We start from the raw sequence: 20,602 nt of genomic DNA, 5'->3' as shown, positions 1-20,602 counted from the left end.
TCGCCGTGCTGGTCCTGCTGCCGCCGTCGGAGGGGAAGGCCGCTTCGGTGGCCGGGGCGCCGGTCGAGCTCGGTGCGCTGTCGCTGCCCGGGCTGACCGGGGCGCGGGCGGCCGTGCTGGCGGCGCTGGTGGAGCTGTGCGCCGGTGACGAGGAAGCGGCCCGCGAGGTGCTGGGCCTGAGCGTGGGGCTGCGCGGTGAGGTGGCCCGCAACGCCGGGCTGCCGGCGGCCGGCACGCTGCCGGCCGGTGAGGTGTACACCGGGGTGCTCTTCGACAACCTGGGGCTGGCGAAGCTGGACGAGGCGGCGTACGCGCGGGCCGAGCGGTCGCTGCTGGTGTTCTCGGGGCTGTGGGGCGCGGTGCGGATCGGTGACCGGATCCCGCCGTACCGCTGTGCGATGGGGGTGAAGCTGCCGCCGCTGGGGGCGCTCGGAGCGTACTGGCGGGGCGCGTTGGCCGGCGCGATCCCCGAGGTCGCGGACGGGCTGGTGCTGGACCTGCGCAGTTCGGCGTACGCGGCGGCGTGGAAGCCGGCCGGTGAGGTGGCCGCCCGGACCGCGACCGTGCGGGTGCTGCACGAGCGCGAGGTGGACGGCGAGCTGAAGCGCTCGGTGGTGAGCCACTTCAACAAGGCGACCAAGGGCCGGCTGGTGCGCGACCTGCTGACGGCCGGGCTGGAGCCCGGTTCGCCGGGCGAGCTGGTGGACGCGCTGGCGCAGCTGGGCCACCGGGTGGAGGTGTCCGCGCAGGGCACCGCGCGCCGGCCGTGGCAGCTGGACGTCGTGGTGGCGGAGATCCACTGACGGCCGGGCACCGGCGGGTGGGGCCGGGTCGGCCCGCACCCGTCAGCGCAGGTGGGCGGTGTCGTTGAGCAGCCGCACCGAGGCGTTGCCGTCGGAGTAGTACTGGACGGCGCACAGCGAGGCGGCCGACAGTTCCATCCGGTACACCGAGTCGGGCGGGGCGCCGAGCGCCAGCCGGACCAGGGTCTTGATCGGGCTGACGTGCGAGACCACCAGCACGGTCTTCCCGGGGTAGCGGGCGAGGATCTTGTCGCGGGCGACGCCCGTGCGGTGGGTGAGGTTGGTGAAGCTCTCCGCGCTGCCGGTGGGCTTCGCCTTGGCCGAGCCGAGCCAGGCGTCGAGGTCCGCCGGGTAGCGCTGCTGGACCTCGGCGAAGGTCAGGCCCTCCCAGGCGCCGAAGTCGAGCTCGCGCAGGCCTTCCTCGATCCGGACCTCGAGGCCGAGCCGGTCCGCGACGGCCTGGGCGGTCTGCCGGGTGCGCTGCATCGGCGAGCAGACCACGGCCTGCACGGTGCCCCGGGCGGCCAGCGCCTCGGCGGCCCGCTCGGCCTGCCAGCGGCCCTTCTCGGACAGCGCCGGGTCGCTGCCGCCGCTGCCGGAGAACCGCTTCTCCGGGGTGAGCGGCGTCTCGCCGTGCCGCAGCAGCACGAAGGTGGTCGGCGTGCCGAGGTCGGCGGGCGCGGCCCAGCCGGCCCTGGGTGCGGCGGGCTCGGCGAGCGGCTCCTCGGCTACCGGGGGCGTCCCGGTCACCGCGGGCGAGGCCGCGGGGCGCGCCCCGGGCTCCCACGGGCGGCCGGCCTGGCCCGCGTCCATCGCCTCGTTGGCCAGCCGGTCGGCGTCCTTGTTCTGCTCGCGCGGGATCCAGCGGTAGGTGACCTGGGCGCGCGGCAGGACGGTGCGCGCCTCGGCGGCGAGCGGCTGCATGTCCGGGTGCTTGATCTTCCAGCGCCCGGACATCTGCTCGACCACCAGCTTGGAGTCCATCCGGACGTCCACGGCGGCGTCCGGGTCGATCGCGCGGGCGGCCTTCAGGCCGGCGATAAGGCCCCGGTACTCGGCGACGTTGTTGGTGGCCCGCCCGATGAACTCGGCGGCCTCGGCGATGATCAGGCCGGTGTCGCCGTCGCGGACCACCGCGCCGTAGCCGGCCGGTCCCGGGTTGCCCCGGGAGCCGCCGTCGGCCTCCACGATCAGTCTGCGGGGGGCCACCGGGTCAGGCGCCCGAGTCCGCGGTGCGGACCAGGATCCGTCCGCAGTTGTCGCAGCGCAGCACCGCGTCGGCCGGCTCGGCCTTGATCGCGTTCAGGTCGGAGACCGCGAACTCGACCCGGCAGCCCTCGCAGCGGCGCTGGTGGAGGCGGGCCGCGCCGACGCCGCCCTGCTGCTCGCGCAGCCGGGTGTAGAGCTTCAGCAGGTCGGCGGGGACGGCGGCGGCGACCACCTCGCGGTCCCGCTGGACCTTCGCCACCTCGGCGTCGATCTCGGCGAAGGAGGCGTCGCGGCGGGCCTCGGCCTCCTTGAGCACCACCGTGGCGTGCTCCAGACGGGCAGTCAGCTCGGTGACCCGGGTCTCGGCGGACTCCAGGCGCTCCATGACCTCCAGGACCACGTCCTCCAGGTCGCCCTGGCGCTTGGCCAGCGAGGCGGTCTCGTGCTGGAGGTTCTCCAGGTCCCGGGGGGAGGTGACGGCGCCGGAGTCCATCCGCTGCTGGTTGCGGGCGGCCCGGGCGCGGACCTGCTCGACGTCGCCCTCGGCCTTGGTCTGCTCGCGGGTGGTGTCGCCGAGCTGGGCCTGGGCGGCGACGACCAGGTCCTTGAGCGCGGTGTGGTCGGCCCCGGCCTTGTCGATCTCGGCGTGCTCGGGCAGGCTGCGACGCCGGTGGGCCAGCTGGTCGAGGCGGGAGTCGATGGCCTGCAGGTCGAGCAGGCGGATCTGGTCGGCGGGCGCGGCGTTCAAGCGGGGAGCTCCTGGTGTCAGTCGGGCGGCTGGGGTTCGGTCAGCCGGCGACGCGGTCGGGTGGTGACGGCGGGCGGGCCGCGTCGTGGGGTGTCAGGGGGTGAACGGCATCGGCGCGTGCGCCGTCCACGGGTCGGTGACCAGGTCCGAGACCCGGGCCTCCAGCAGCCAGCCGTTGCGGTTGGCGACGGTGAGCAGTTCGCTGGCGGCGAGGCCCAGCCAGGGCCACTCGGTGGCCCAGTGCGCGGCGTCCAGCAGGGCGATCGGGGCGGCCTCGGTGGCCTCCGAGACGGGGTGGTGGCGCAGGTCCGCGGTGAGGTAGGCGTCCACCCCGGCGGCCCGGGCCTCGGCCAGGAAGCTGTCGCCGGAGCCGCCGCAGACCGCGACCCGGCCGATCATCCGCTCCGGGTCGCCCGCCACCCGCACGCCGGTGGCGGTGGCCGGCAGGCCGGCGGCGACCTGGGCCGCGAACGCGGAGAGCGGTAGCGGCGGCTCCAGCAGGCCGATCCGGCCGGAGCCGCGGCGGCCCTCGGGGTCGGTCGGGTCCGCCACCAGCGGGCCGGTGACCCGCAGGCCGACGGCGTCGGCGAGGGCGTCCGAGACCCCGGGGTCGGCGTGGTCGGCGTTGGTGTGCGCGACGTGCAGGGCGATCCCGGCCCGGATCAGGGTGTGCACCACCCGGCCCTTGAAGGTGGTCGCGGCGACGCTGGTGGTGCCGCGCAGGTAGAGCGGGTGGTGCGTGACGATCAGGTCGGCGCCCCACTCCACGGCCTCGTCCACGACGGCCTGCACCGGGTCGACCGCGAACAGCACGCGCTCCACCTCGGCCCCGGGGTCGCCGCAGACCAGGCCGACGGCGTCCCAGGACTCCGCCCAGCGCGGCGGGTAGACCTCTTCGAGCACGGTGATCACGTCGGACAGTTTCGGCACCTGTCGAGACTACCGCGAAGCGCAGCCGGCCCAGTCCCGGCAACCCGTACAGCTGCTCGTCAACCGGCGCGCCGGGGCGCATCGGCGCCTCCCCGGCCGGACGGCCCGGGTGCCACGCGGTCGCGGCGGTCCACAGGCCGGGGGTCGCACGTAATCGAAAACGAATCGAGATCACCCTTACGAGTGAAGTGACCCGAGGGGCGTTGAGTGGCTCCCGTTTCCGAAAGTAACTTCGGTGCTGCAAACGGGAGCTGCCCCGGCCAGGGGGGTCGGAAAAGGGGCGCTCCGCCGAATTGCCGAACTCCGCTCCGGTCCGCGCCGTTCACGGCGGCCCGGCGCCGGGCCGGGACCGGCGGAGCGGGAGGCGGCACCCGTGAATCCACCAGGACCGACCGGCAGCGACGAAGGGGTGTGAAGCGGATGGGGAAGGGCACACCGCTGCGTCCGGCCGGGGGGCCCGGGCCGGTCCACGACGGGCCGCCCGGCCGCGACGGCACGCTGGTGGAGCTGGTACGGGCGGCCGTGGCCGGCACCGGGGCAGGGGAGGACCACGACAGCGGCTGGCTGACCGCCGTCGAGGGCCCGTGGTGCACGGTCCGGCCGCCCGGCCGGGACCTCCCCGCGCGGGGCTGGGGACCGCACACCGGCCCGGCCGCCGAGGCCACGGCCGAGCTGCCCGGCGCGGTCGCCGCGGCCACCGCCGCCGACCCCTGCGCCGCCGAATTCGCCGCCGGCCGGGAGAAACACCACGAGCTGAATTCCCGCAGCGGCGGCCGCGGCCCGGCCGGGGAATTCAGCCCGGCCCGGCCCGCCGACGACGCGCAATTCCGCCGGCCCGCCGAGGAACTCCACCACGCCACCCACGGCCCGCCCGGCCCGGTGGCGCTCCCGGACCGGCCCTACGCCCCCGGCCGCCGGGGGCACCCCCGGTTCGGCGCCACCGCCGGCCACACCGAACCGGGGAGCGGGGACACGTACCGCTCGAGCCCGGCCGGCCCCGGCGGGGCCGCCGCCGAGGACGCCCGCACCGCGGGCTTCCGCAGACCCCCGTGGGCGGTCGACCCCGTCGAGGGGAGGGGGTCGCCCGGGCGGAACGGGTCGGCCGGGCGGAGGGGGTCGGCCCGCCCCGCCGTGGCCGGGCGGCGCCCGGGCGGGGTACTGCTGGGCGGCCGGTACGCCCTCACCTCGGCGGTGCGCAACGGCGCCGCGGGCGGCGTGTTCCTCGGCCGGGACACCGTCACCGACACCGACGTGGTGGTCAGACAGGCCCGCGCCCGGACCGGGGTGGGCCGCTCCGGCACCGACGCCCGGGCCGCGCTGAGGCACGAGGCGCGGCTGCTCGGCCGGCTCGACGGCCTGGAGCTCGCCCCCCGCCCGCTGGAGCTGATCGAACAGGACGACTCGCTCTTCCTGGTGCAGGAACGCATCCCCGGCCGGCCGCTCGGCAGCTGGGTCGCCGCCCGGCTCCGCCGGGACGGCACCGCCGACGTGCCCTGGGCCGAGGCCGGCCCGATGGCGCTGGCCCTCACCGGCCTGCTCGAACGCGTGCACGCCGAGCGGCTGGTACTGCGCGACCTCTCCCCCGGGCACGTCATGGTCCTGCCCGACGGCGCGTTGCGCCTGGTCGGCCTTCGGCTCGCCACCGAGGCCGGCGCGGTCGCCGGCTCCGCCGGCTCCCCGGGGTACCGCGCGCCCGAGCACCACCACCTGCGGCGGATCGCCCGCACCGAGCAGGCCGCCGACCTGTACGCCCTCGGCGGCCTGCTCTTCCTGCTCGCCACCGGCCACGACCCGCTGCTGCCGGAGGACCTCCCGCAGGCCCGGCCGGTCGAGGAGCGGCTCGCCCGCTGGCTCGGCCTCGCCGCCCGGGAGGGCGGCACCGCCCGGCGGCTCGCCCCCGTCGTCCTCGCCCTGCGCGAACGCGCGCCCGAACGGCGCCTGCCGCTGGCCGGGGTCCGCGCCGCCCTCGCCACCGAAGCGCAGCCGACCGCCACGTCGATGCCAACCGCCACGTCGATGCCGGCCGCGACACCACCGCCCGCCGCACCACCGGCGGCCACTGCCCCCACCCACCCCGAACGACCGGAAGCCGACCGGAGGTGACCCCCGGTGAGCGAGACCCCCGCCCGAACCGGTGCCGCCCACGCCCTGCGCCGCCTGAGCTTCACCTTCGCGGCCGACGGCTCGCACGCCGCCTGCCTGGCCGCCGGCCCCGACGGCGGCTGGTACCCGGAGAGCTGGCGGCTGCCCGACCACGGCCCCGCCGAGCCGACCGCCCTCCCGCTGCCGGGCAACCGCTCGGAGCACCTGCGCACCCAGCTGGTCGCGCTGCCGGACGGCCGGGTCCTGGCCTGCCGGCACGACGGCGACCGGCACGCCCTCGTCCTGCTGTCGGCGGTGCCCGGCGGCCCGTACGCCGAGGAGCGGGAGCTCGCCGCGCTGCGGCTGCCCGGACTGCGGGTACTGCCGCTGCCCGGCGCAGGGCCGGGGCGGCCGGTCGCGGTCGCGCTGGGCTCCGACACCCGCCCGGTCACCACCGTCTGGCTGGTCCACGCGGACGGCACCGCCCCCGCCCAGATCGCCGAACTTCCCGGCCTGCACGGCGGCGGTGTCTGGCTCGACCGGACCGGCCGGCTGCTCGCTCTGGACCGGGTCGCCGGCACCACCGTGAAGTCCGTCGTCCTCGACCTCGAACTCGGCCTGACCACCCCGCTGCTGGAGATCGGCGAGGGCAGCAACGACCGGCTGGTGCTGTTCGACCCGGACACCCGCTTCGGCATGGTGCGCAGCGACGCGCCCGGCGCCGACCGGCTCGGCTGGGGGGTGATCGGCGGCACCGATCCGCTGCGCTTCCCCGACGGCCTGCACCTGCCGGGGGTGTTCCTGCACCCGGTCGCGCTGGCGCCCGGCAGCGCCGACGGGCCGGCCGGTCTGCGGGTCGCCCTGCAGCTGGACCGCGGCGCCGGGTCCGCGCTGGCGCTCTGGCGGCCCGGTGGCGGCCTCGAGCCGGTGCCGGTGCCGCCCGGGCGGTTCGGCGCGGTCGGTGACTGGTCGTCGGCGGGGCTGCGGATGCCGTACTCGGCGCCGGACCGGCCGGCCGCGCTGGCCACCATGGACGTGGACGCGCTGCTCGGCCAGGGGCCCGGGAGCGTACCGGGCGCGGTGGCGCTGCCGCTGCAGCTGGCCCCGCTGGCCGGTGGCGGGCCGGGCGGGCCGCCACCGGCGCAGCCGTGGCAGGCCGCGGTCCGGCATCCGCGCGGGGTGCCGGCCGGCTGGCGGCTGGACGCCTCCGCGGTCCCCGGCGACGGCGTGCCGTGGCAGCCCGCCCAGAGCCTGGAGCTGGCCGGCCCGGCGGGGCCGGTCGAGGCCGTGGTGTACGGCGGGGACGGCTGGCTGGGCGCACCGCACCTGGTGATCGCGCTGCACGGCGGGCCGGCGGACGCCTGGCGGCTGGAGTTCGACCCCGCGCTGCAGCGGATGGCCGCCGACGGCCTGGCCGTGCTGGCGCCCAACCAGCGCGGCTCCACCGGGTACGGCGACGAGCACGCGATGGCCATCCGGGGCGCGTGGGGCGGCCCCGACCTGGACGACGTGCTGCACCTGGTCGACGCGGTGGCGGGGCAGCGCGCGGCGCTGGGGCTGGAGCCGCCCGCCCTGTTCGGCGTCAGCTACGGCGCGTTCCTGGCCCTGCTGGCCGCGGCGTGGGCGGCCGCCGGCCAGGTGGCGCGCTGCGCGGTGGTCGCGCCGTTCCTGTCCGGTCCGCGGCTGCTCGCCGAGGGGACCGCGCCGGTCCGGGCGCTGACCGGTCGGCTCGGCGGGGACGTCTCGCTGGACGACGCCCGCGGTCCGCGCGATGTGCTGCGGCTGGCGGACCGGCTGACCGCACCGCTGCTGATCCTGCACGGCGACCGGGACGAGGTGGTGCCGGTGGGCCAGTCCCGTGCGCTGCGGCACGAACTGCTGCGGCTGGGCCGCGCGGAGGGCACCGACTTCCGGTACCTGGAGGCCGCCGGCGCCGGGCACGAGCTGCTGGTCGAGGAGGGGGCGGCGGTGCTGCACGAGGTGCTGGCCGCCTTCCTGCGGACCGGGCGGCCCGGCTGGACCGAGTCCGACGCGGCCCGGAGCCGGGCGCTCCCGGGCCCGGGTTCGCCCGCGGCGGCAGCGGACTCCGGGCGGCAGTGACGGCGGCGCGGCCGGGTGGGCCGCACGGCCGGGCGGTGCTGCCACCGGGCCCCGGCCGGGGTCTGACGGCCCGCCACGGGACCTTCAGGTCCGGTCCCCGCTCCACCGCGAGGCGGTCGGCCACCGGCTCGGCGGCGCCGCGCCCGGCCGGGGTACCGCCGGGGTGCGGGTGCCCGGAAGCCGGGCGCCGCACGGAGGGTCTCGGTGGGCCACGTCCGACCCGGCCGTTATGGTGATCCGGTCCGGGCGTGCCACCACCGCCCATCCGACGCTGCCGAACGCAGCACCCGTTATCCGCACGGAGAAGACGAGCTCATGTCCGAAACCCTCACCGACACCACCAAGCACGACCTCGGCGCGGCCCGCGCCGAGGAGGCCGCCGACGGCGGCGCGCACGGCCGCCACCGCGGCACGACCGCCCCCGACGACAGCCCCGAGAGCAACCCGCACGGCCGCCACCGCCGCTGAACGCTCCGCCGCCCGGGGAGGCGGGGACGGCATCCGTCCCCGCCTCCTCGGGCCGCTCCCGGGCCGCTCCCGATGCGGGGTCAGTCCAGGGTCAGCACCGTGCGCAGCGCCTCGCCGCTGCGCATCTGGGCGATGGCCTCGTTGACCGCCGCCAGCGGGAGCCGGTGGGTGACCATGCCCGCCAGGTCCAGCCGCCCGGCCCGCCAGAGGTCCACCGCGCGGGCCATCGTCCGCCGCACCTCGCCGCCGCCGTACATCGACGGCAGGATCCGCTTCTCGTTGAAGAACAGTTCGGCCATGCTGAACGGCACCTGGTCGTCCTTGGCGCCGGCGCCGATCACCACCACCGCGCCGCCGCGCCGGGTGGCGTCGTACGCGGCCCGGACGGTGGCGGAGCGGCCGACCGCTTCGAAGACGTAGTCGTAGCCGCCGCCGTCCTGGCCCTTGGCGGCCGCTTTGAGCTCCTCGGGGGCGACGGCGTCGGTGGCGCCGAAGGCCAGCGCCCGCTCGCGCCGCGAGGCCACCGGGTCGACCACGGTGATCCGGGCGGCCCCGCAGACCCGGGCGCCCTGGACTGCCGCGATGCCGACCCCGCCGGCGCCGATCACCGCCACCGAGGAGCCGGGCTCGACCCGGGCGGTGTTCACGGCGGCGCCGAGGCCGGTGGTGACCCCGCAGCCGATCAGCGCGGCCAGTTCGTAGGGCAGGTCGGCGGGCACGGCGAGCACGCTGTCGGCGGCGACCACCACCTCCTCGGCGAAGGTGCCGGTGCTGTAGAAGCCGTAGGCGTCGGTGCCGGCGAAGCGGAAGGTGGGCGTCGAGAGCCGGCGCAGGCTCGCCACGCACAGGTGGCTGCGGCCGCCGCGACACTGCGCGCAAACGCCGCACGGCGGCATCCAGCACAGCACCACCCGGTCGCCGGCCGAGACCCCGGTCACGCCCTCGCCGACCTCGACCACCTCCCCCGCGCCCTCGTGGCCGGGGACGAACGGCGCCGGCTGCGGCATGATCCCGGCCATCGCCGACAGGTCCGAGTGGCACAGGCTGGTCGCCCGCAGCCGTACCCGTACCTTTCCGGGGCCGAAGCCCACCGCCTCGACGTCCTCGCGGACCTCCAGCTCGTCCTGGCCGGTCTTGTGCAGGATCGCTGCGCGCATGGGCTGCTCCCGGGTTCGCGTCGGTGTGGCCGGTCGTCGGCGCTACGAGGATAGGTTCTGGAACACGTTCCAGGAACCGGGGTCCGAGCGGCCGGTCCGGATATTCGACCGCCCGTCCCGCCGCGTTCTGGCATGATCACCCGCCATGCCGACCCCCGCCCCCGCCGGGCGCGCCGACGCCTCCGTCACCCGTCCGGCCGGCCGCCCCAGCGCCTGCCCCGACTGCCGCGCACCGCTCGACACCGACCCCTCGTTCCCCGTCTGGTGCCCCGCCTGCGAGTGGAACCTGGTCGTCCCGCCGCGCGCCGAGGGCCCCCCACCCCGCGCGAGCAGCGGCGCCGGGACCGCGAGCGGCGGCGCACCGAGCGCCGCGAGCGGACCGTCCGGGCCCGCACCGAGCAGGTGTACGCCCGGGTGGCGGACGACGCCCCGGCCCACCGGGACCTGTCGGGGCTGTTCGCGTCCACCCTGGCGGGCCTGGTCCACTGGTGACCCTGCTGGTGCTGGCGGGATCGGTGACGCTGCTGGTGACGGGCCCCTGGCCGCTGCGGGTGCTCGGCGCGATCGGCCTGCCGATGGCCTACGTGCTGCGGCCGCGCTTCGGCCGGCTGGCCCCGGGGGTGACACCGCTGCGCCGCGACGAGGCCCCTGCGCTGTACGCCCTGGCCGACCGGGTGGCCGCCGCCGTCGGCAGCCGCCCGGTCGACGTGATCGTGGTCGGCGGCGACTTCAACGCGAGCTACGCCCGGTACGGGGTGCGCAACCGCAGCCTGCTGGTCCTCGGGCTCCCGCTGTGGGCCGCCCTCACCCCACAGCAGCGGATCGCCCTGCTGGGCCACGAGTTCGGGCACGACGTCAACGGCGACTCGCGCCGCGGCCGCTGGCTCGGCTCGGCCCTGTGGGCGCTGGAGGAGTGGCACCGGATGACCCTGCCGGACCGGTCGCGCTCCGAAGGGGTCGACCTCGTGTTCTTCCTGGCGGGCACGGTGCAGCGGCTGCTGATGGGCGGCCTCAACGCCCTCGTGACCGGCCTGTACCGCGCGCTGGAGCGGCTCACCGTCCGGTCCGGCCAGGCCGCCGAGTACCGGGCCGACGCGCTGGCCGCGGGGGTCGGCGGGACCGCCGCCGTCCGCGGCGTGCTGGAGGTCCTGCTCCTCCACGCCACCGCCGAGTCGGTCGTGCTGCGCCGGCGCAACCGGCCCCGGCCCGTGCGCCGGACCGCCGACGGCACCGCCGACGGGCCGGACCTGTGGACCGAGCTGGCGGAGCGGATCGCGGCGGTCCCGCCGTCCGAGCGCGAGCGGCGGCTGCGGCTGTCCGCGCGCGAGCTCGGTGCCGTGGACGCCACCCACCCGCCCACCCACCTGCGGCTGCGGATGCTGACCACCCGTCCGCCGGTCACCGAACCGTCGGTGACGGCCGATCCGGCGCAGCAGGGCGCCGTCGAGGCGGAGCTGGCCCCGCACCGGGTGAAGATCGCCGAGGAGCTGCGGCAGCAGGAGTGAGCCGCCGTCAGGCCGCCGGGCCGGCCAGCAGCTCGCAGTCCTGGAAGTTCATGCAGCCGCAGGCCAGGCAGGCGGCGACGGCGTCGCGCAGCTGCTGGGTCCGGCGGATGAACAGGTCCAGCTCGGGGAGCTTGCGTTCGGCCAGTTCCCGCCACTGCCGGGTGGCGGGACGGTCCGGCTCACCCGCCAGCAGGCCACGGATCTCGGCCAGGGTGAACCCCGCCCGCTGCGCCATCCTGATCAGCGCCAGGCGGCGCAGCACGGCCGCCGGCCAGACCCGCCGCCCGCCCTCCCGGCGGGCGTCCGGCAGCAGGCCGAGGCTCTCGTAGTACCGCAGTGCGGAGGGCCGCAGGCCGGTCCGCCGTGCCAGTTCACCGATGCCCAGCTGTCGCACGGCACCTCCTCGCTCCGCCCGGCGGCGCCCCGCCGGTTGACTTCAACCGCGCTTGAACCGCTTGCCTGGCCGCATGATCTCAGCCCTGCTCCCGCGGCTGCTGCCGCGGGGATACCGTCCTGTGCTCGCCGACCGCCGGTTCGCCCGGCTGCTGACCGCGCTCGCCGTCTCCGACCTGGGGGACGGCATGAGCACGGTCGCGGTGGCCTGGCTCGCCGTCCACCTCGCGCCGCCCGGGGCGGCGGGCCCGCTGGTGGGGGCGGCGCTGGTCGCGTACGTGCTGCCGGGGGCCGTCGGCGGGGTGCTGCTGGGGCGCGTCATGCGCCCGCTGGCACCGGACCGGCTGATCCGGGCGGACGCCGCGCTGCGGGCGGTGCTGCTCGGCTGCGTACCGCTCGCCCAGGTCCTCGGCCTGCTGCACCCCGCGGTCCTCGTCGCGCTGCTGGCCTGCTCGTCGGTGCTGCACGCGTGGGGCAGCGGGGCGCGGTACGCGATGGTCGCCCGGCTGCTGCCGCCGGAGCACCGGCTGGCGGCCAACGCGCTGCTCTCCACCAGCACCTGGGTGTCCACCATCGCCGGGCCGGCCCTGGCCGGTCTGCTGGCCGGGTGCGCCGGACCGGCCTGGATCATCGGCCTGGACGCGGCCACCTTCGGGCTGCTGGCCGTCCGGGCCGGCCGCCCGGGGCCCGGCCCGGCGGCCCCGCAGGCCCCGGAACCCGCCGGCGGTGGGACGGGCGCGGGTCTGCGGGTGCTGCGGGCCCGGCCGGAACTGCTCGGGCTGATCGGGGTGACCTGGCTGTTCAACCTCTGCTGGGGGCCGGTGGAGGTCGCCCTGCCGCTGTACGTCGCCCAGGACCTGCGGGCGGGGTCCGATCTGCTCGGGCTGTACTGGGCGGTGTTCGGGGTCGGCGCGGTGGCGGGTTCGCTCACCGCCGGGGCGCTGCGCCGGCTGCCGCTGTGGCCGGTGGTACTGGGCGTGCTGGCCGGGCACGGCGCCGCCATGCTGGCGTTCGGCCCGCAGGCCCCGGCCGTCGCCTCGCTGCTCGGCTTCGCCCTCGGCGGCGTGGTGTACGGCCCGTACAGCGCGCTGGTCGCCAACCTGTTCCAGGAGCGCACTCCGGGCCGCTGGCTGACCACCGTGCTGGCGCTGCGCGGGACGGTGCTCCTGACCGCGGCGCCGGCCGGGGCGGCGCTCGGCGGGGCGCTGGCCCCAGTGCTGGGGCCCCGGCAGATCCTGGTCGGCACCGGGCTGGCGATGATCGCGGTGGCCGGCGCCGCCGCCCTGCTCCGGGCGCTGACCCGGGCCGCCCCGGCGGCGGCGCCGCTGCCTACCATCGAGTAGGGTCCAGCCACCCACCGACAGCGCGAGCAGGGAGCACCACCATGACCGACCTCCTGGCGGCCACCGCCCACCCCGCGCCCGAGGTGCTGGCGGCCTTCGAGGCGGCCACCGGGTTCATGCCGGCCGACGAGGGCCTCGCCCTGTACGCGGCGGCGGTGGCCGCGGCGGGCCGCACCGGGCTGCCGTTGCTGGAGATCGGCACCTACTGCGGGCGCTCGGCGATCCTGCTGGCGGACGCCGCCCGGCGGTGCGGCACGGTCGCCCTGACCGTGGACCACCACCGGGGTTCGGAGGAGCAGCAGCCCGGCTGGGAGTACCACGACCCGACGCTGGTCGACCCCGAGGTCGGCCTGATGGACACCCTGCCGGTCTTCCGCCGCACCCTGCACCGGGCCGGGCTGGAGGAGCACGTGATCGCCCTGGTGGGCCGCTCACCGCAGCTGGCCGCGGTCTGGGGCGGTCCGCTCGCGCTGGTCTTCATCGACGGCGGGCACACCGACGAGCACGCCACCGGCGACTACGAGGGCTGGGTGCCGCACCTGGCGCCCGAGGGCCTGCTGGTGGTCCACGACGTCTTCCCGGACCCCGCCGACGGCGGCCAGGCCCCCTACCGGGTCTACCTGCGGGCGCTCGCCGAGGGCTTCGAGGAGGTCTCGGTGACCGGCTCGCTGCGGGTACTGCGCCGAACCGGGGCCTGACCGCGACGGACTGCGCCGGGTCCCTGCGCGAACGATCAGCGATGCTCTAACGTCGTCCGGGACGGCCGTCCCGCAGGGGTACCGCCGTGGCCCGGCGGCGCGGCCGCCGGGTAGCGTGTCGGCGGCAGCCGGAGGCCGGGGGCCGGCCGACGGCGCACCGGTGCCGCACGAGCCAGGGCCCCGCCACCGTGCCGGGTCCGACTGACAGGTGAGACAGGTCGTCGGGGGCGAGGGCAGGGGCATGACGGATCAGGAGAACACTCCGCCGGCGGTCTGGGATCCGACCGCGCGCGGCGGTGCGGGTGGCTGGGTGCGCCGCAGGACGGAACCGGGTGCCCCGGCGCAGCCGCCGGCACCGCCGGCGGTGCCGTCCGGCTTCCCGTCCGGATTCGGGTCCGAGGTCCGGCCCGGCTTCCCGCCGCAGCAGGCCCCGGCGGCGTTCCCCGCGCCCGGCGCCGACCCGTTCGGCGGCGAGCCGACCACCGTCCTGCCGCCGGTGACGGGCGCCGCGGACGCGCCGCCGCTGTTCCGCTCCCCGGCGCCGCCCTCCGGGCCGCCGACCGGCTTCCCCGAGCACGTGACACCCCACCCGGCGCCCCACCCGGGCGGGTACCCCGCCCCGCCGGGGCCCCCGCACGGCGGCGCCTTCCCCGGGCCGGACGGGAGCGCGCGGCCGCCGTTCCCGGGCGGGTTCGGCGGGCCGCCGCAGCCTTCGTACCCGCCGCCCGGCGACCACCCGGGGCCCGGCGAGGACGAGCCGCCGCGCGGCCGGACGCCGCTGTTCATCGCGCTCGGGGTGGCGCTGGTCGTGGTGATCGGCGTCGGGGTGACCTGGGCCGTCCGCAACAGCGGCACCGACTCCGCGGACCGGGCCGGGCAGGCCCCCGCCGCCACGGCCGGACAGCAGCCGCCGCCGCAGTCCGGGACCACCGCGCCCGCACCGGGCGCCTCCGCGCCGGCGGCCGCCTCACCGTCGTCCTCGGCGGGCCCGGCCGGCGCCGGGCCGAACGCGGCCGCCCAGGCCACCGCCCTGGACGCGCTGCTCGCCCAGGCGGAGAACGCCCGCTCGGGCATCGGCAGCGCGGTCGCCAAGGTGCGCAGCTGCCCGGCCAAACCGGACACCGACGCCGCCGTGGCGGTCTTCGACAGCGGCGCCCAGCAGCGCGACCAGCTGATCGCCGCACTGGCCAAGCTGGACCTCGGTGACCTGCCCGGCGGCCCGGACCTCGCGAAGACCCTGAACGCCGCCTGGCAGCAGTCGGGCGACATCGACCGGGCCTACGCGGCCTGGGGCCGGGTGGTCTCCGCCCAGGGGTGCGTGAACGGCACCGCACCGAGCACGGCAGACTACAAGCGGGCCGGCGACCTCAATCCGCAGGCCACCCAGTCGAAGAACGACTTCGCCGGAAAGTGGAAGCCGATCGCCGAGGCCTACGGCCTGACCCCTCGCACCGCGGACAGGATCTGAACCACTCGTGACCCGCCCCACCAGCTCCCCCACGCCCCCCGAGCACCCCGAACACGCCGAGCACGCCGAGTACCCCGACGGGTCGGCCGCGTACCCCGCCCGCCGCCGGCGGCTGCGCCGCACGGTCCTGCTGGGCTGCGCGGCGGTCCCGATCTGCCTGGGCGGCTGGCTCGGCTGGCAGGCCCTGGCCGACAGCGGGCCGGCCGGGTCCGCCGGCTCGGCCGACCGGGCCGGCGCCGCGGGTTCGCCGTCGGACCCGGCGGGCGAGGGCCACCTGGACGGCGCCACCGGCGCCCCGGCCGAGCAGTCCGGCACGCCGGGCGCCGCGGCCTCCCCGGATGCGCCGTCGGCGGCCGCCTCCCCGGGCACCCCGGCCGCGGCGGGCGGCGCGACCCCGCTGGCCGGCCGGACGGTGCTGCTCGACCCGGGCCACAACACCGGCAACGCCAAGTACACCACCGAGATCAACCGCCAGGTGGACATCGGCAACGCGCGCAAGGAGTGCGACACCACCGGCACCTCGACCAACAACGGCTACAGCGAGGCCGAGTACACCCTGGACGTGGCCCGCCGGGCCCGGCAGATCCTCCAGGACCGCGGCGCCAAGGTGGTCTTCACCCAGGACGGCGACCGCCCGTGGGGACCGTGCATCGACGAGCGCGCCGGGATCGGCAACGCGGCCAAGGCCGACGTGGCGCTGTCGGTGCACGGCGACGGCGCGCCGGCCTCGGCCGGCGGATTCCACGTGATCATGCCGGGCAAGGTGACCGCCGGGAAGGCCGACACCTCGGCGATCGTCGAGCCTTCGCACCGGCTCGGCGTGCTGCTGCGGGACACCTTCAAGGCGGCCACCGGCGAGCCGTTCGCCGACTACATCGGCAAGCAGGGGCTGGACACCCGGACCGACCTCGGCGGCCTGAACCTGTCCACGGTCCCGAAGGTGTTCATCGAGTGCGGCAACATGCGCAACGCGGGCGACGCCGGCCGGATGACCGATCCGCAGTGGCGGCAGCGCGCGGCCCAGGGCATCGCGGACGCGCTGACCACCTACCTGACCACCTCCTGAGCCGCTCCGGGCCGCCCCCGGACCGGTCTCCGGCGGCCCCGGGGCGGTCCTCGGCGAGGTGCCCGGAGCCGACCGTTCTGCAACGACTGCGGACCGTTCCGGGAGGGCGCTGTGCACGTCGCGGCTGCTTGGCCCTAGGCTTTTGCCCCGATCGGCCGGACCGGGCCCGCCCCGGCTCCGCCGAGTACCACCCGCCGTCCACGACACACCAACGAGGGGAACGTTAGTGAATCTGCGCGCTCTCACCAGGGGAGACGCCGCCGTCGCAGGTGCGGCTGTCCTGCTCTTCGTCTTCTCCTTCCTCCCCTTCTACGAGGCCAACACCTCGGTGGGCGGACCGTGCCGGACGAACTGCTCGTACAACGTCTGGCACAGCGGCTTCCTGTCCATCCTGGCCACGGTCTTCCTGGCCGGCGTCGCCGGTGCCGCCCTGATCCTGCTGGCCCGCTTCCAGGGCGAGGCGGCCGAGACCCGGCTGGTGGCCGGCCTCAAGCTCCGCCAGTGGGGCGTGGCGCTGTCCGTCTTCGCCGCCTGGGGCGGCCTGTGGGCGCTGTTCACCAACGGTGGCGGCTACCTCTCGGCGGCCGACACCACCCGCGGCCTGGACCCCTCGGACCTGGTCGACCACGCCTTCGGCGCCTGGCTGTCGGTGATCGTCGTGCTGGTGCTGGCCGCCGCCGCGGTCGCGGGCCCGCTGGTGCCCGCACTGCAGGCGCCGCTGCTGACCGACAAGCCCGCCGCCGTCCCGCAGCAGCAGGGCTACGCGCCCTACACCCCGGGCCAGCCCCTCCAGGGCGGCCAGGGCGGCCAGTTCAACGCCCCCCAGGGCGGCCAGTACGGCTACCCGGGCACCCCGGCGGGCCAGGGCGACCCGGCGGCCCAGCCGGGCGGCTACGCCGCCGCCCCGCCGGCCGGCGGCTACGGCTACCCGGCCGCCGCGGTGCCGCAGGACGCGGTCCAGGTCCCGGCGCCCGCCCCGGCGGCCGCGGCCGCGCCGTTCACCCCGTTCTGGTTCGCGGTGCCGGCGCTGCGTCAGCTGACCCCGCGTGACAACCCGGCCGGCCCGCCGGTCGGCGACCTCGTCCCGGGCACCTGGTACCTGGCCGTCGAGCAGCGCGGCAGCGCGCTGGTCGCCCAGCTCCAGGACGGCACCCACGGCCTGCTCAACGACACCACGGGCATCCAGCGCGGCTGACCCGCACCGGGTGCGACGACAGCGGGGGCGGTACCGGTCGCGACCGGTACCGCCCCCGTCGTCGTGCGGGTCGCCGCTGCTCAGCAGCAGTCGTTGACCACCAGCCCGCTGGGCAGCTGCTCGCCGCCGAAGACCGCGACCGTGGCGGGGTCGCCGCCGAGCGCGGCGACGGCCAGCAGCAGCGCGCCGGCGGTCCAGGTGGTGCGCTCCTCTGGCCAGATGGCGTCGTCCTCGAAGACGTAGCCGGTCCAGTACGAGCCGTCGGTGTGGCGCAGGTGCTGGATCCAGCGCAGGATCTCCACCGCCCGGTCGGACTGGCCGCAGGCCCACAGCGCGAGGGCCAGCTCCGCGCTCTCGCCGCCGGTCACCCAGGGGCGGTCGCTGACGCAGCGCACGCCGAGGCCGGGGACCACGAAGCGGTCCCAGTCGCGGGCTATCCGCTCGGCGGCGGCGGCACCGCGCAGTGCGGTGCCGAGCACCGGGTAGTACCAGTCCATCGAGTAGCGGTCCTTGTCGAGGAACCGCTCCGGGTGGTGGGCGATCGCGTGCCGCAGCCGGCCGGCCGCCAACTCCCAGTCGGGCTGGGGCTCTTCGAGGTAGTCGGCGATGGCCAGGCCGCAGCGCAGGGCGTGCAGGATGCTGGCGGAGCCGGTGAGCAGCGCCTCCTTGACGGGGGTGCCGTCCTCGTCGAGGCGCCAGGCGATCGGGCCGTCCGGCAGCCGCAGGCCCACCGTGAAGTCCAGGGCGCGGCGGACGGCCGGCCAGATCCACTCCAGGAAGGCGTCGTCGCCGGTGCTGAGGTGGTGGTGCCAGACCCCGACCGCGATGTACGCGCAGAAGTTGGTCTCCTTCGAGGCGTTGGTCACCTCGCCGTCGGTGTACGCGGCGTACCAGGAGCCGTCGGCGTTCTGGCGGCCGGCCAGCCAGCGGTAGGCGGCCTCGGCGGCGGCGTGCTCGCCGGCCGTGTCGAGGGCCATCGCGGCCTCGGTGTGGTCCCACGGGTCGAGGTGGCCGCCGCGGAACCACGGGATGGCGCCGTCGCCGTCCTGGTCCGCCAGGATGGAGCGGACGGTGGCGGCGGCCCGGTCCGCGTCCAGCACCCCGTCGAGGAGCAGCACCTCGGGGACGGCGGCGGTCACTTGCCCGCCAGGTGGGGCTTGGAGGCGTACACCACGAAGCTCTTGCCGATCACCGGGTTGAGGGCCTTCTCGGCGGCCTTGGTGAGGGTGCTGATCACCGGGGTGCCGACGATGTCCCAGACCAGCAGCTGGTGGTAGGCCTTGACCGGGAGCGCCTTGTCGTTGTTGACGCCCATCGCGCACTTGATCCACCAGTACGGGGAGTGCAGCGCGTGCGCGTGGTGGCTGCCGTACGGGGTGAGGCCGGCCTCGCGGACCCTCTCCACCAGCTCGTCGCCCTTGTAGATCCGGATATGGCCGCCCTCGACCTCGTGGTACTCGTCGGACAGCGCCCAGCAGATCTTCTCCGGCAGCCAGCGCGGCACGGTCACGGCCAGCAGGCCGCCGGGCTTGAGCACCCGGACCATCTCGGCGAGCACGCCCTTGTCGTCCGGGATGTGCTCCATCACCTCGGAGATGATCACCTTGTCGAAGGTGTCGTCCTCGAAGGGCAGGGCCAGCGCGTCGCCCTCCATCGCCACGGCGGAGGCGCCGGCCGGGGCCTCGCCGGCCAGCTCCATGGCGGCGAACCACTTGCGGACCTCGGCGATCTCCTCGCTGTTGCGGTCCAGGGCGACCACGTTCGCGCCGCGCCGGTAGGCCTCGAACGCGTGCCGGCCGCCGCCGCAGCCCAGATCGAGCACCCGGTCGCCGGGGGCGAGCGGAAAGCGGGAGAAATCGACGGTCAGCACTGCGGGGCTCCCATTCGTTGCTGCGGTACTGCTGAGGGTTGAGGGTCCGGCGGGCCGGGGGACGGTCAGACGTAGCGCCAGCCGGCGCCGGCCCTGGCCCGGCGCCCCGCGCCGGTGGCGATGGCCGCCCGGTAGCGCTCGACGGTCAGTTCGGCGGCCCGCTCCCAGCTGAAGCCGGCCAGCACCCGGGCCCGGCCGGCCTCGCCGAGCGCGGCGCGCAGCGCGGGGTCGTCGAGCAGCCGGCCGAGGGCGGCGGCGAGCGCGCCGGCGTCGCCCGGCGGGACCGCCAGGCAGGTCTCGCCGTCCGGGCCGGCCACCTCGGGGATCGCACCGCCGGTGGTGGCGACCAGCGGGGTGGCGGTGGCCATCGCCTCGGCGGCGGGCAGCGAGAAGCCCTCGTACAGCGACGGCACGCAGGCCACCTCGGCGGAGCGGTACAGGTCGACCAGTTCCTGGTCGGTCAGCCCGGTGCGGAACTCGATGTGCGCCTCCAGGCCGAACCGGCGGACCGCCTCGGCGACCGGACCGTCCTCGGCCCGGCGCTTGCCGACCACCACGAGGTGGGCGTCGCGCTCGGTGCGCAGCTTGGCCAGCGCCTCGACCAGGTAGACCAGCCCCTTGAGCGGGACGTCCGCGCTGGAGGTGGTGACGATCCGTCCGGGGACCACCTCGACGGCCCCGGACGGGGACCACAGCCGGGTGTCGGCGCCGATCGGGACCACCGAGACGGCGCGCGGTGCGGCGCCGAGGTGCTCGGTGATCTCGGCCTTGGAGCTGGCGGAGACGGTGATGATGTGGTCGAGGCGGGCCGCGACCCGGCGCTGCATCCGGGTGAAGGCGTACCAGCGGCGCAGCGAGAGCCGGCGCAGCCGGGTGGCGGCGGCGTCCAGTTCGAGCCGGCGGTCCACGGTGACCGGGTGGTGCACGGTGGTGACCAGCGGGAAGCCGTGCCGGGCGAGGCCGAGCAGGCCGTAGCCGAGGGTCTGGTTGTCGTGGACGATGTCGTAGCGGCCCTTGTGCCGGGCCAGGTACTGCCGGGCCCGCAGCGAGAAGGTGAGCGGCTCGGGGAAGCCGCCGGTGCGCATCCCGGCGACCTCCAGCACGTCCACCGCGCCGCGGTACTCGGCCAGCGCGGGGGTGCGGAACGGGTCGTCGGACCGGTACAGGTCGAGGCTGGGCAGCTCCACCAGGCGGACGCTGCCCGGTCCCTCGACCTCGTCCAGGACGGGGTACGGCTGGGCGCCGATCACGTCGACGTGGTGGCCGAGGCGGGCGAGCTCGCGGGAGAGGTGGCGGACGTAGACGCCCTGGCCGCCGCAGAACGGGTCACCGCGGTAGGACAGCAGGGCGATCCGCAGCGGTCGCGGCAGCGCGGTCATCCTGGCCCCTTATCCCTACTCACCGCAGTGGGCACGGCCGGTAAAGTAGATCACGTTTCATGGTGGTGTGGAGCTCGCTGTTGGGCGGGTGAACAACGAGAGACCTCGAAGATACCGGCCCGTAGCTTCCCGTTCTGAGCCAGGGCAGGTGATTCACGCCACGCTGGGACCCGACATCGCGACCAGCC

At 76.6% G+C, this 20,602-nt stretch carries 19 protein-coding genes; 11 read left to right on the top strand and 8 right to left on the bottom strand.

The genetic code is table 11. The features are described from left to right. Positions 1-5 precede the first annotated feature (5 nt). Entirely contained in the window at positions 6-803 is a 798-nt protein-coding gene (yaaA, locus tag AB0D08_RS00205) for a peroxide stress protein YaaA (RefSeq protein ID WP_033821910.1), read from the top strand. Between the two features lie 42 nt (positions 804-845). Here yaaA and AB0D08_RS00200 read toward each other — a convergent pair whose 3' ends face one another. The 3 genes from AB0D08_RS00200 to AB0D08_RS00190 all read right to left on the bottom strand — a co-directional run bounded on the left by AB0D08_RS00200 (position 846) and on the right by AB0D08_RS00190 (position 3,690). After that, entirely contained in the window at positions 846-2,012 is a 1,167-nt protein-coding gene (locus tag AB0D08_RS00200; RefSeq protein ID WP_033821909.1) for a bifunctional RNase H/acid phosphatase, read from the bottom strand. A 4-nt stretch (positions 2,013-2,016) separates the two neighbouring features. Beyond that, on the bottom strand, positions 2,017-2,760 hold the full coding sequence (locus tag AB0D08_RS00195; protein ID WP_033821908.1) for a C4-type zinc ribbon domain-containing protein: 744 nt from the start codon (positions 2,758-2,760) through the stop codon (positions 2,017-2,019). 93 nt (positions 2,761-2,853) lie between these two features. Further along, positions 2,854-3,690 (bottom strand): Nif3-like dinuclear metal center hexameric protein, encoded by an 837-nt coding sequence (locus AB0D08_RS00190; protein ID WP_033821907.1) that lies wholly within the window; start codon positions 3,688-3,690, stop codon positions 2,854-2,856. A gap of 420 nt (positions 3,691-4,110) precedes the next feature. Here AB0D08_RS00190 and AB0D08_RS00185 point away from each other — a divergent pair, with 420 nt between their 5' ends. The 3 genes from AB0D08_RS00185 to AB0D08_RS00175 all read left to right on the top strand — a co-directional run bounded on the left by AB0D08_RS00185 (position 4,111) and on the right by AB0D08_RS00175 (position 8,340). Further along, positions 4,111-5,793 (top strand): hypothetical protein, encoded by a 1,683-nt coding sequence (locus tag AB0D08_RS00185; RefSeq protein WP_359885758.1) that lies wholly within the window; start codon positions 4,111-4,113, stop codon positions 5,791-5,793. Positions 5,794-5,799: 6 nt separating this feature from the next. Then, a complete protein-coding gene (locus AB0D08_RS00180) occupies positions 5,800-7,872 on the top strand; it encodes an alpha/beta fold hydrolase (RefSeq protein WP_359885757.1) in 2,073 nt (690 codons plus the stop codon). A 315-nt stretch (positions 7,873-8,187) separates the two neighbouring features. Beyond that, positions 8,188-8,340 (top strand): hypothetical protein, encoded by a 153-nt coding sequence (locus tag AB0D08_RS00175; RefSeq protein WP_359885756.1) that lies wholly within the window; start codon positions 8,188-8,190, stop codon positions 8,338-8,340. Positions 8,341-8,420: 80 nt separating this feature from the next. Here AB0D08_RS00175 and AB0D08_RS00170 read toward each other — a convergent pair whose 3' ends face one another. Then, positions 8,421-9,497 (bottom strand): alcohol dehydrogenase catalytic domain-containing protein, encoded by a 1,077-nt coding sequence (locus tag AB0D08_RS00170; protein WP_359885755.1) that lies wholly within the window; start codon positions 9,495-9,497, stop codon positions 8,421-8,423. Between the two features lie 279 nt (positions 9,498-9,776). Here AB0D08_RS00170 and AB0D08_RS00165 point away from each other — a divergent pair, with 279 nt between their 5' ends. Together AB0D08_RS00165 and AB0D08_RS00160 are read left to right on the top strand one after the other, a co-directional pair. Next, positions 9,777-9,989 (top strand): hypothetical protein, encoded by a 213-nt coding sequence (locus AB0D08_RS00165; protein ID WP_359885754.1) that lies wholly within the window; start codon positions 9,777-9,779, stop codon positions 9,987-9,989. Next, complete coding sequence (locus tag AB0D08_RS00160) at positions 9,986-11,002, top strand: M48 family metallopeptidase (protein WP_359885753.1); 1,017 nt, start codon at positions 9,986-9,988, stop codon at positions 11,000-11,002. Before AB0D08_RS00165 ends, AB0D08_RS00160 begins: the two co-directional genes overlap by 4 nt. Positions 11,003-11,009: 7 nt before the next feature. On the opposite strand, the gene AB0D08_RS00155 is transcribed toward AB0D08_RS00160, so the two are convergent. Next, on the bottom strand, positions 11,010-11,396 hold the full coding sequence (locus tag AB0D08_RS00155) for a MerR family transcriptional regulator (protein ID WP_033820244.1): 387 nt from the start codon (positions 11,394-11,396) through the stop codon (positions 11,010-11,012). Between the two features lie 73 nt (positions 11,397-11,469). Here AB0D08_RS00155 and AB0D08_RS00150 point away from each other — a divergent pair, with 73 nt between their 5' ends. From AB0D08_RS00150 to AB0D08_RS00130, 5 genes are all read left to right on the top strand, one after another. Continuing rightward, positions 11,470-12,738 carry an MFS transporter gene (locus tag AB0D08_RS00150; RefSeq protein WP_359885752.1) on the top strand — a complete coding sequence of 423 codons (1,269 nt, stop codon included), beginning with the start codon at positions 11,470-11,472 and terminating at the stop codon, positions 12,736-12,738. 41 nt (positions 12,739-12,779) lie between these two features. Beyond that, complete coding sequence (locus AB0D08_RS00145; RefSeq protein WP_359885751.1) at positions 12,780-13,436, top strand: class I SAM-dependent methyltransferase; 657 nt, start codon at positions 12,780-12,782, stop codon at positions 13,434-13,436. 241 nt (positions 13,437-13,677) lie between these two features. Beyond that, positions 13,678-14,904: a hypothetical protein gene (locus AB0D08_RS00140; RefSeq protein ID WP_359885750.1), complete on the top strand. Its 1,227-nt coding sequence runs from the start codon at positions 13,678-13,680 to the stop codon at positions 14,902-14,904. Between the two features lie 7 nt (positions 14,905-14,911). Beyond that, positions 14,912-15,970, top strand: coding sequence for an N-acetylmuramoyl-L-alanine amidase (locus AB0D08_RS00135; RefSeq protein WP_359885749.1), 1,059 nt, complete (start codon positions 14,912-14,914; stop codon positions 15,968-15,970). Between the two features lie 226 nt (positions 15,971-16,196). Further along, a complete protein-coding gene (locus AB0D08_RS00130; RefSeq protein ID WP_359885748.1) occupies positions 16,197-17,165 on the top strand; it encodes a hypothetical protein in 969 nt (322 codons plus the stop codon). 80 nt (positions 17,166-17,245) lie between these two features. Here the strand turns inward: AB0D08_RS00130 and AB0D08_RS00125 are convergent, their stop codons facing one another. From AB0D08_RS00125 to AB0D08_RS00115, 3 genes are all read right to left on the bottom strand, one after another. Continuing rightward, complete coding sequence (locus AB0D08_RS00125) at positions 17,246-18,304, bottom strand: prenyltransferase (protein ID WP_233289180.1); 1,059 nt, start codon at positions 18,302-18,304, stop codon at positions 17,246-17,248. Further along, the gene (locus tag AB0D08_RS00120; protein WP_033822495.1) at positions 18,301-19,035 is read right to left on the bottom strand and encodes a class I SAM-dependent methyltransferase; all 735 of its coding nucleotides are present in this window, start codon (positions 19,033-19,035) and stop codon (positions 18,301-18,303) included. Before AB0D08_RS00120 ends, AB0D08_RS00125 begins: the two co-directional genes overlap by 4 nt. Before the next feature lie 65 nt (positions 19,036-19,100). Next, entirely contained in the window at positions 19,101-20,414 is a 1,314-nt protein-coding gene (locus tag AB0D08_RS00115; RefSeq protein WP_033822494.1) for a glycosyltransferase family 4 protein, read from the bottom strand. Positions 20,415-20,602 lie beyond the last annotated feature (188 nt).

It is taken from the genome of Kitasatospora sp. NPDC048540 (genome assembly GCF_040651175.1).
GTDB lineage: Bacteria > Actinomycetota > Actinomycetes > Streptomycetales > Streptomycetaceae > Kitasatospora.
Note: the sequence above shows the minus strand (reverse complement) of the source record. Positions and strands in the feature narration are given on the sequence as shown.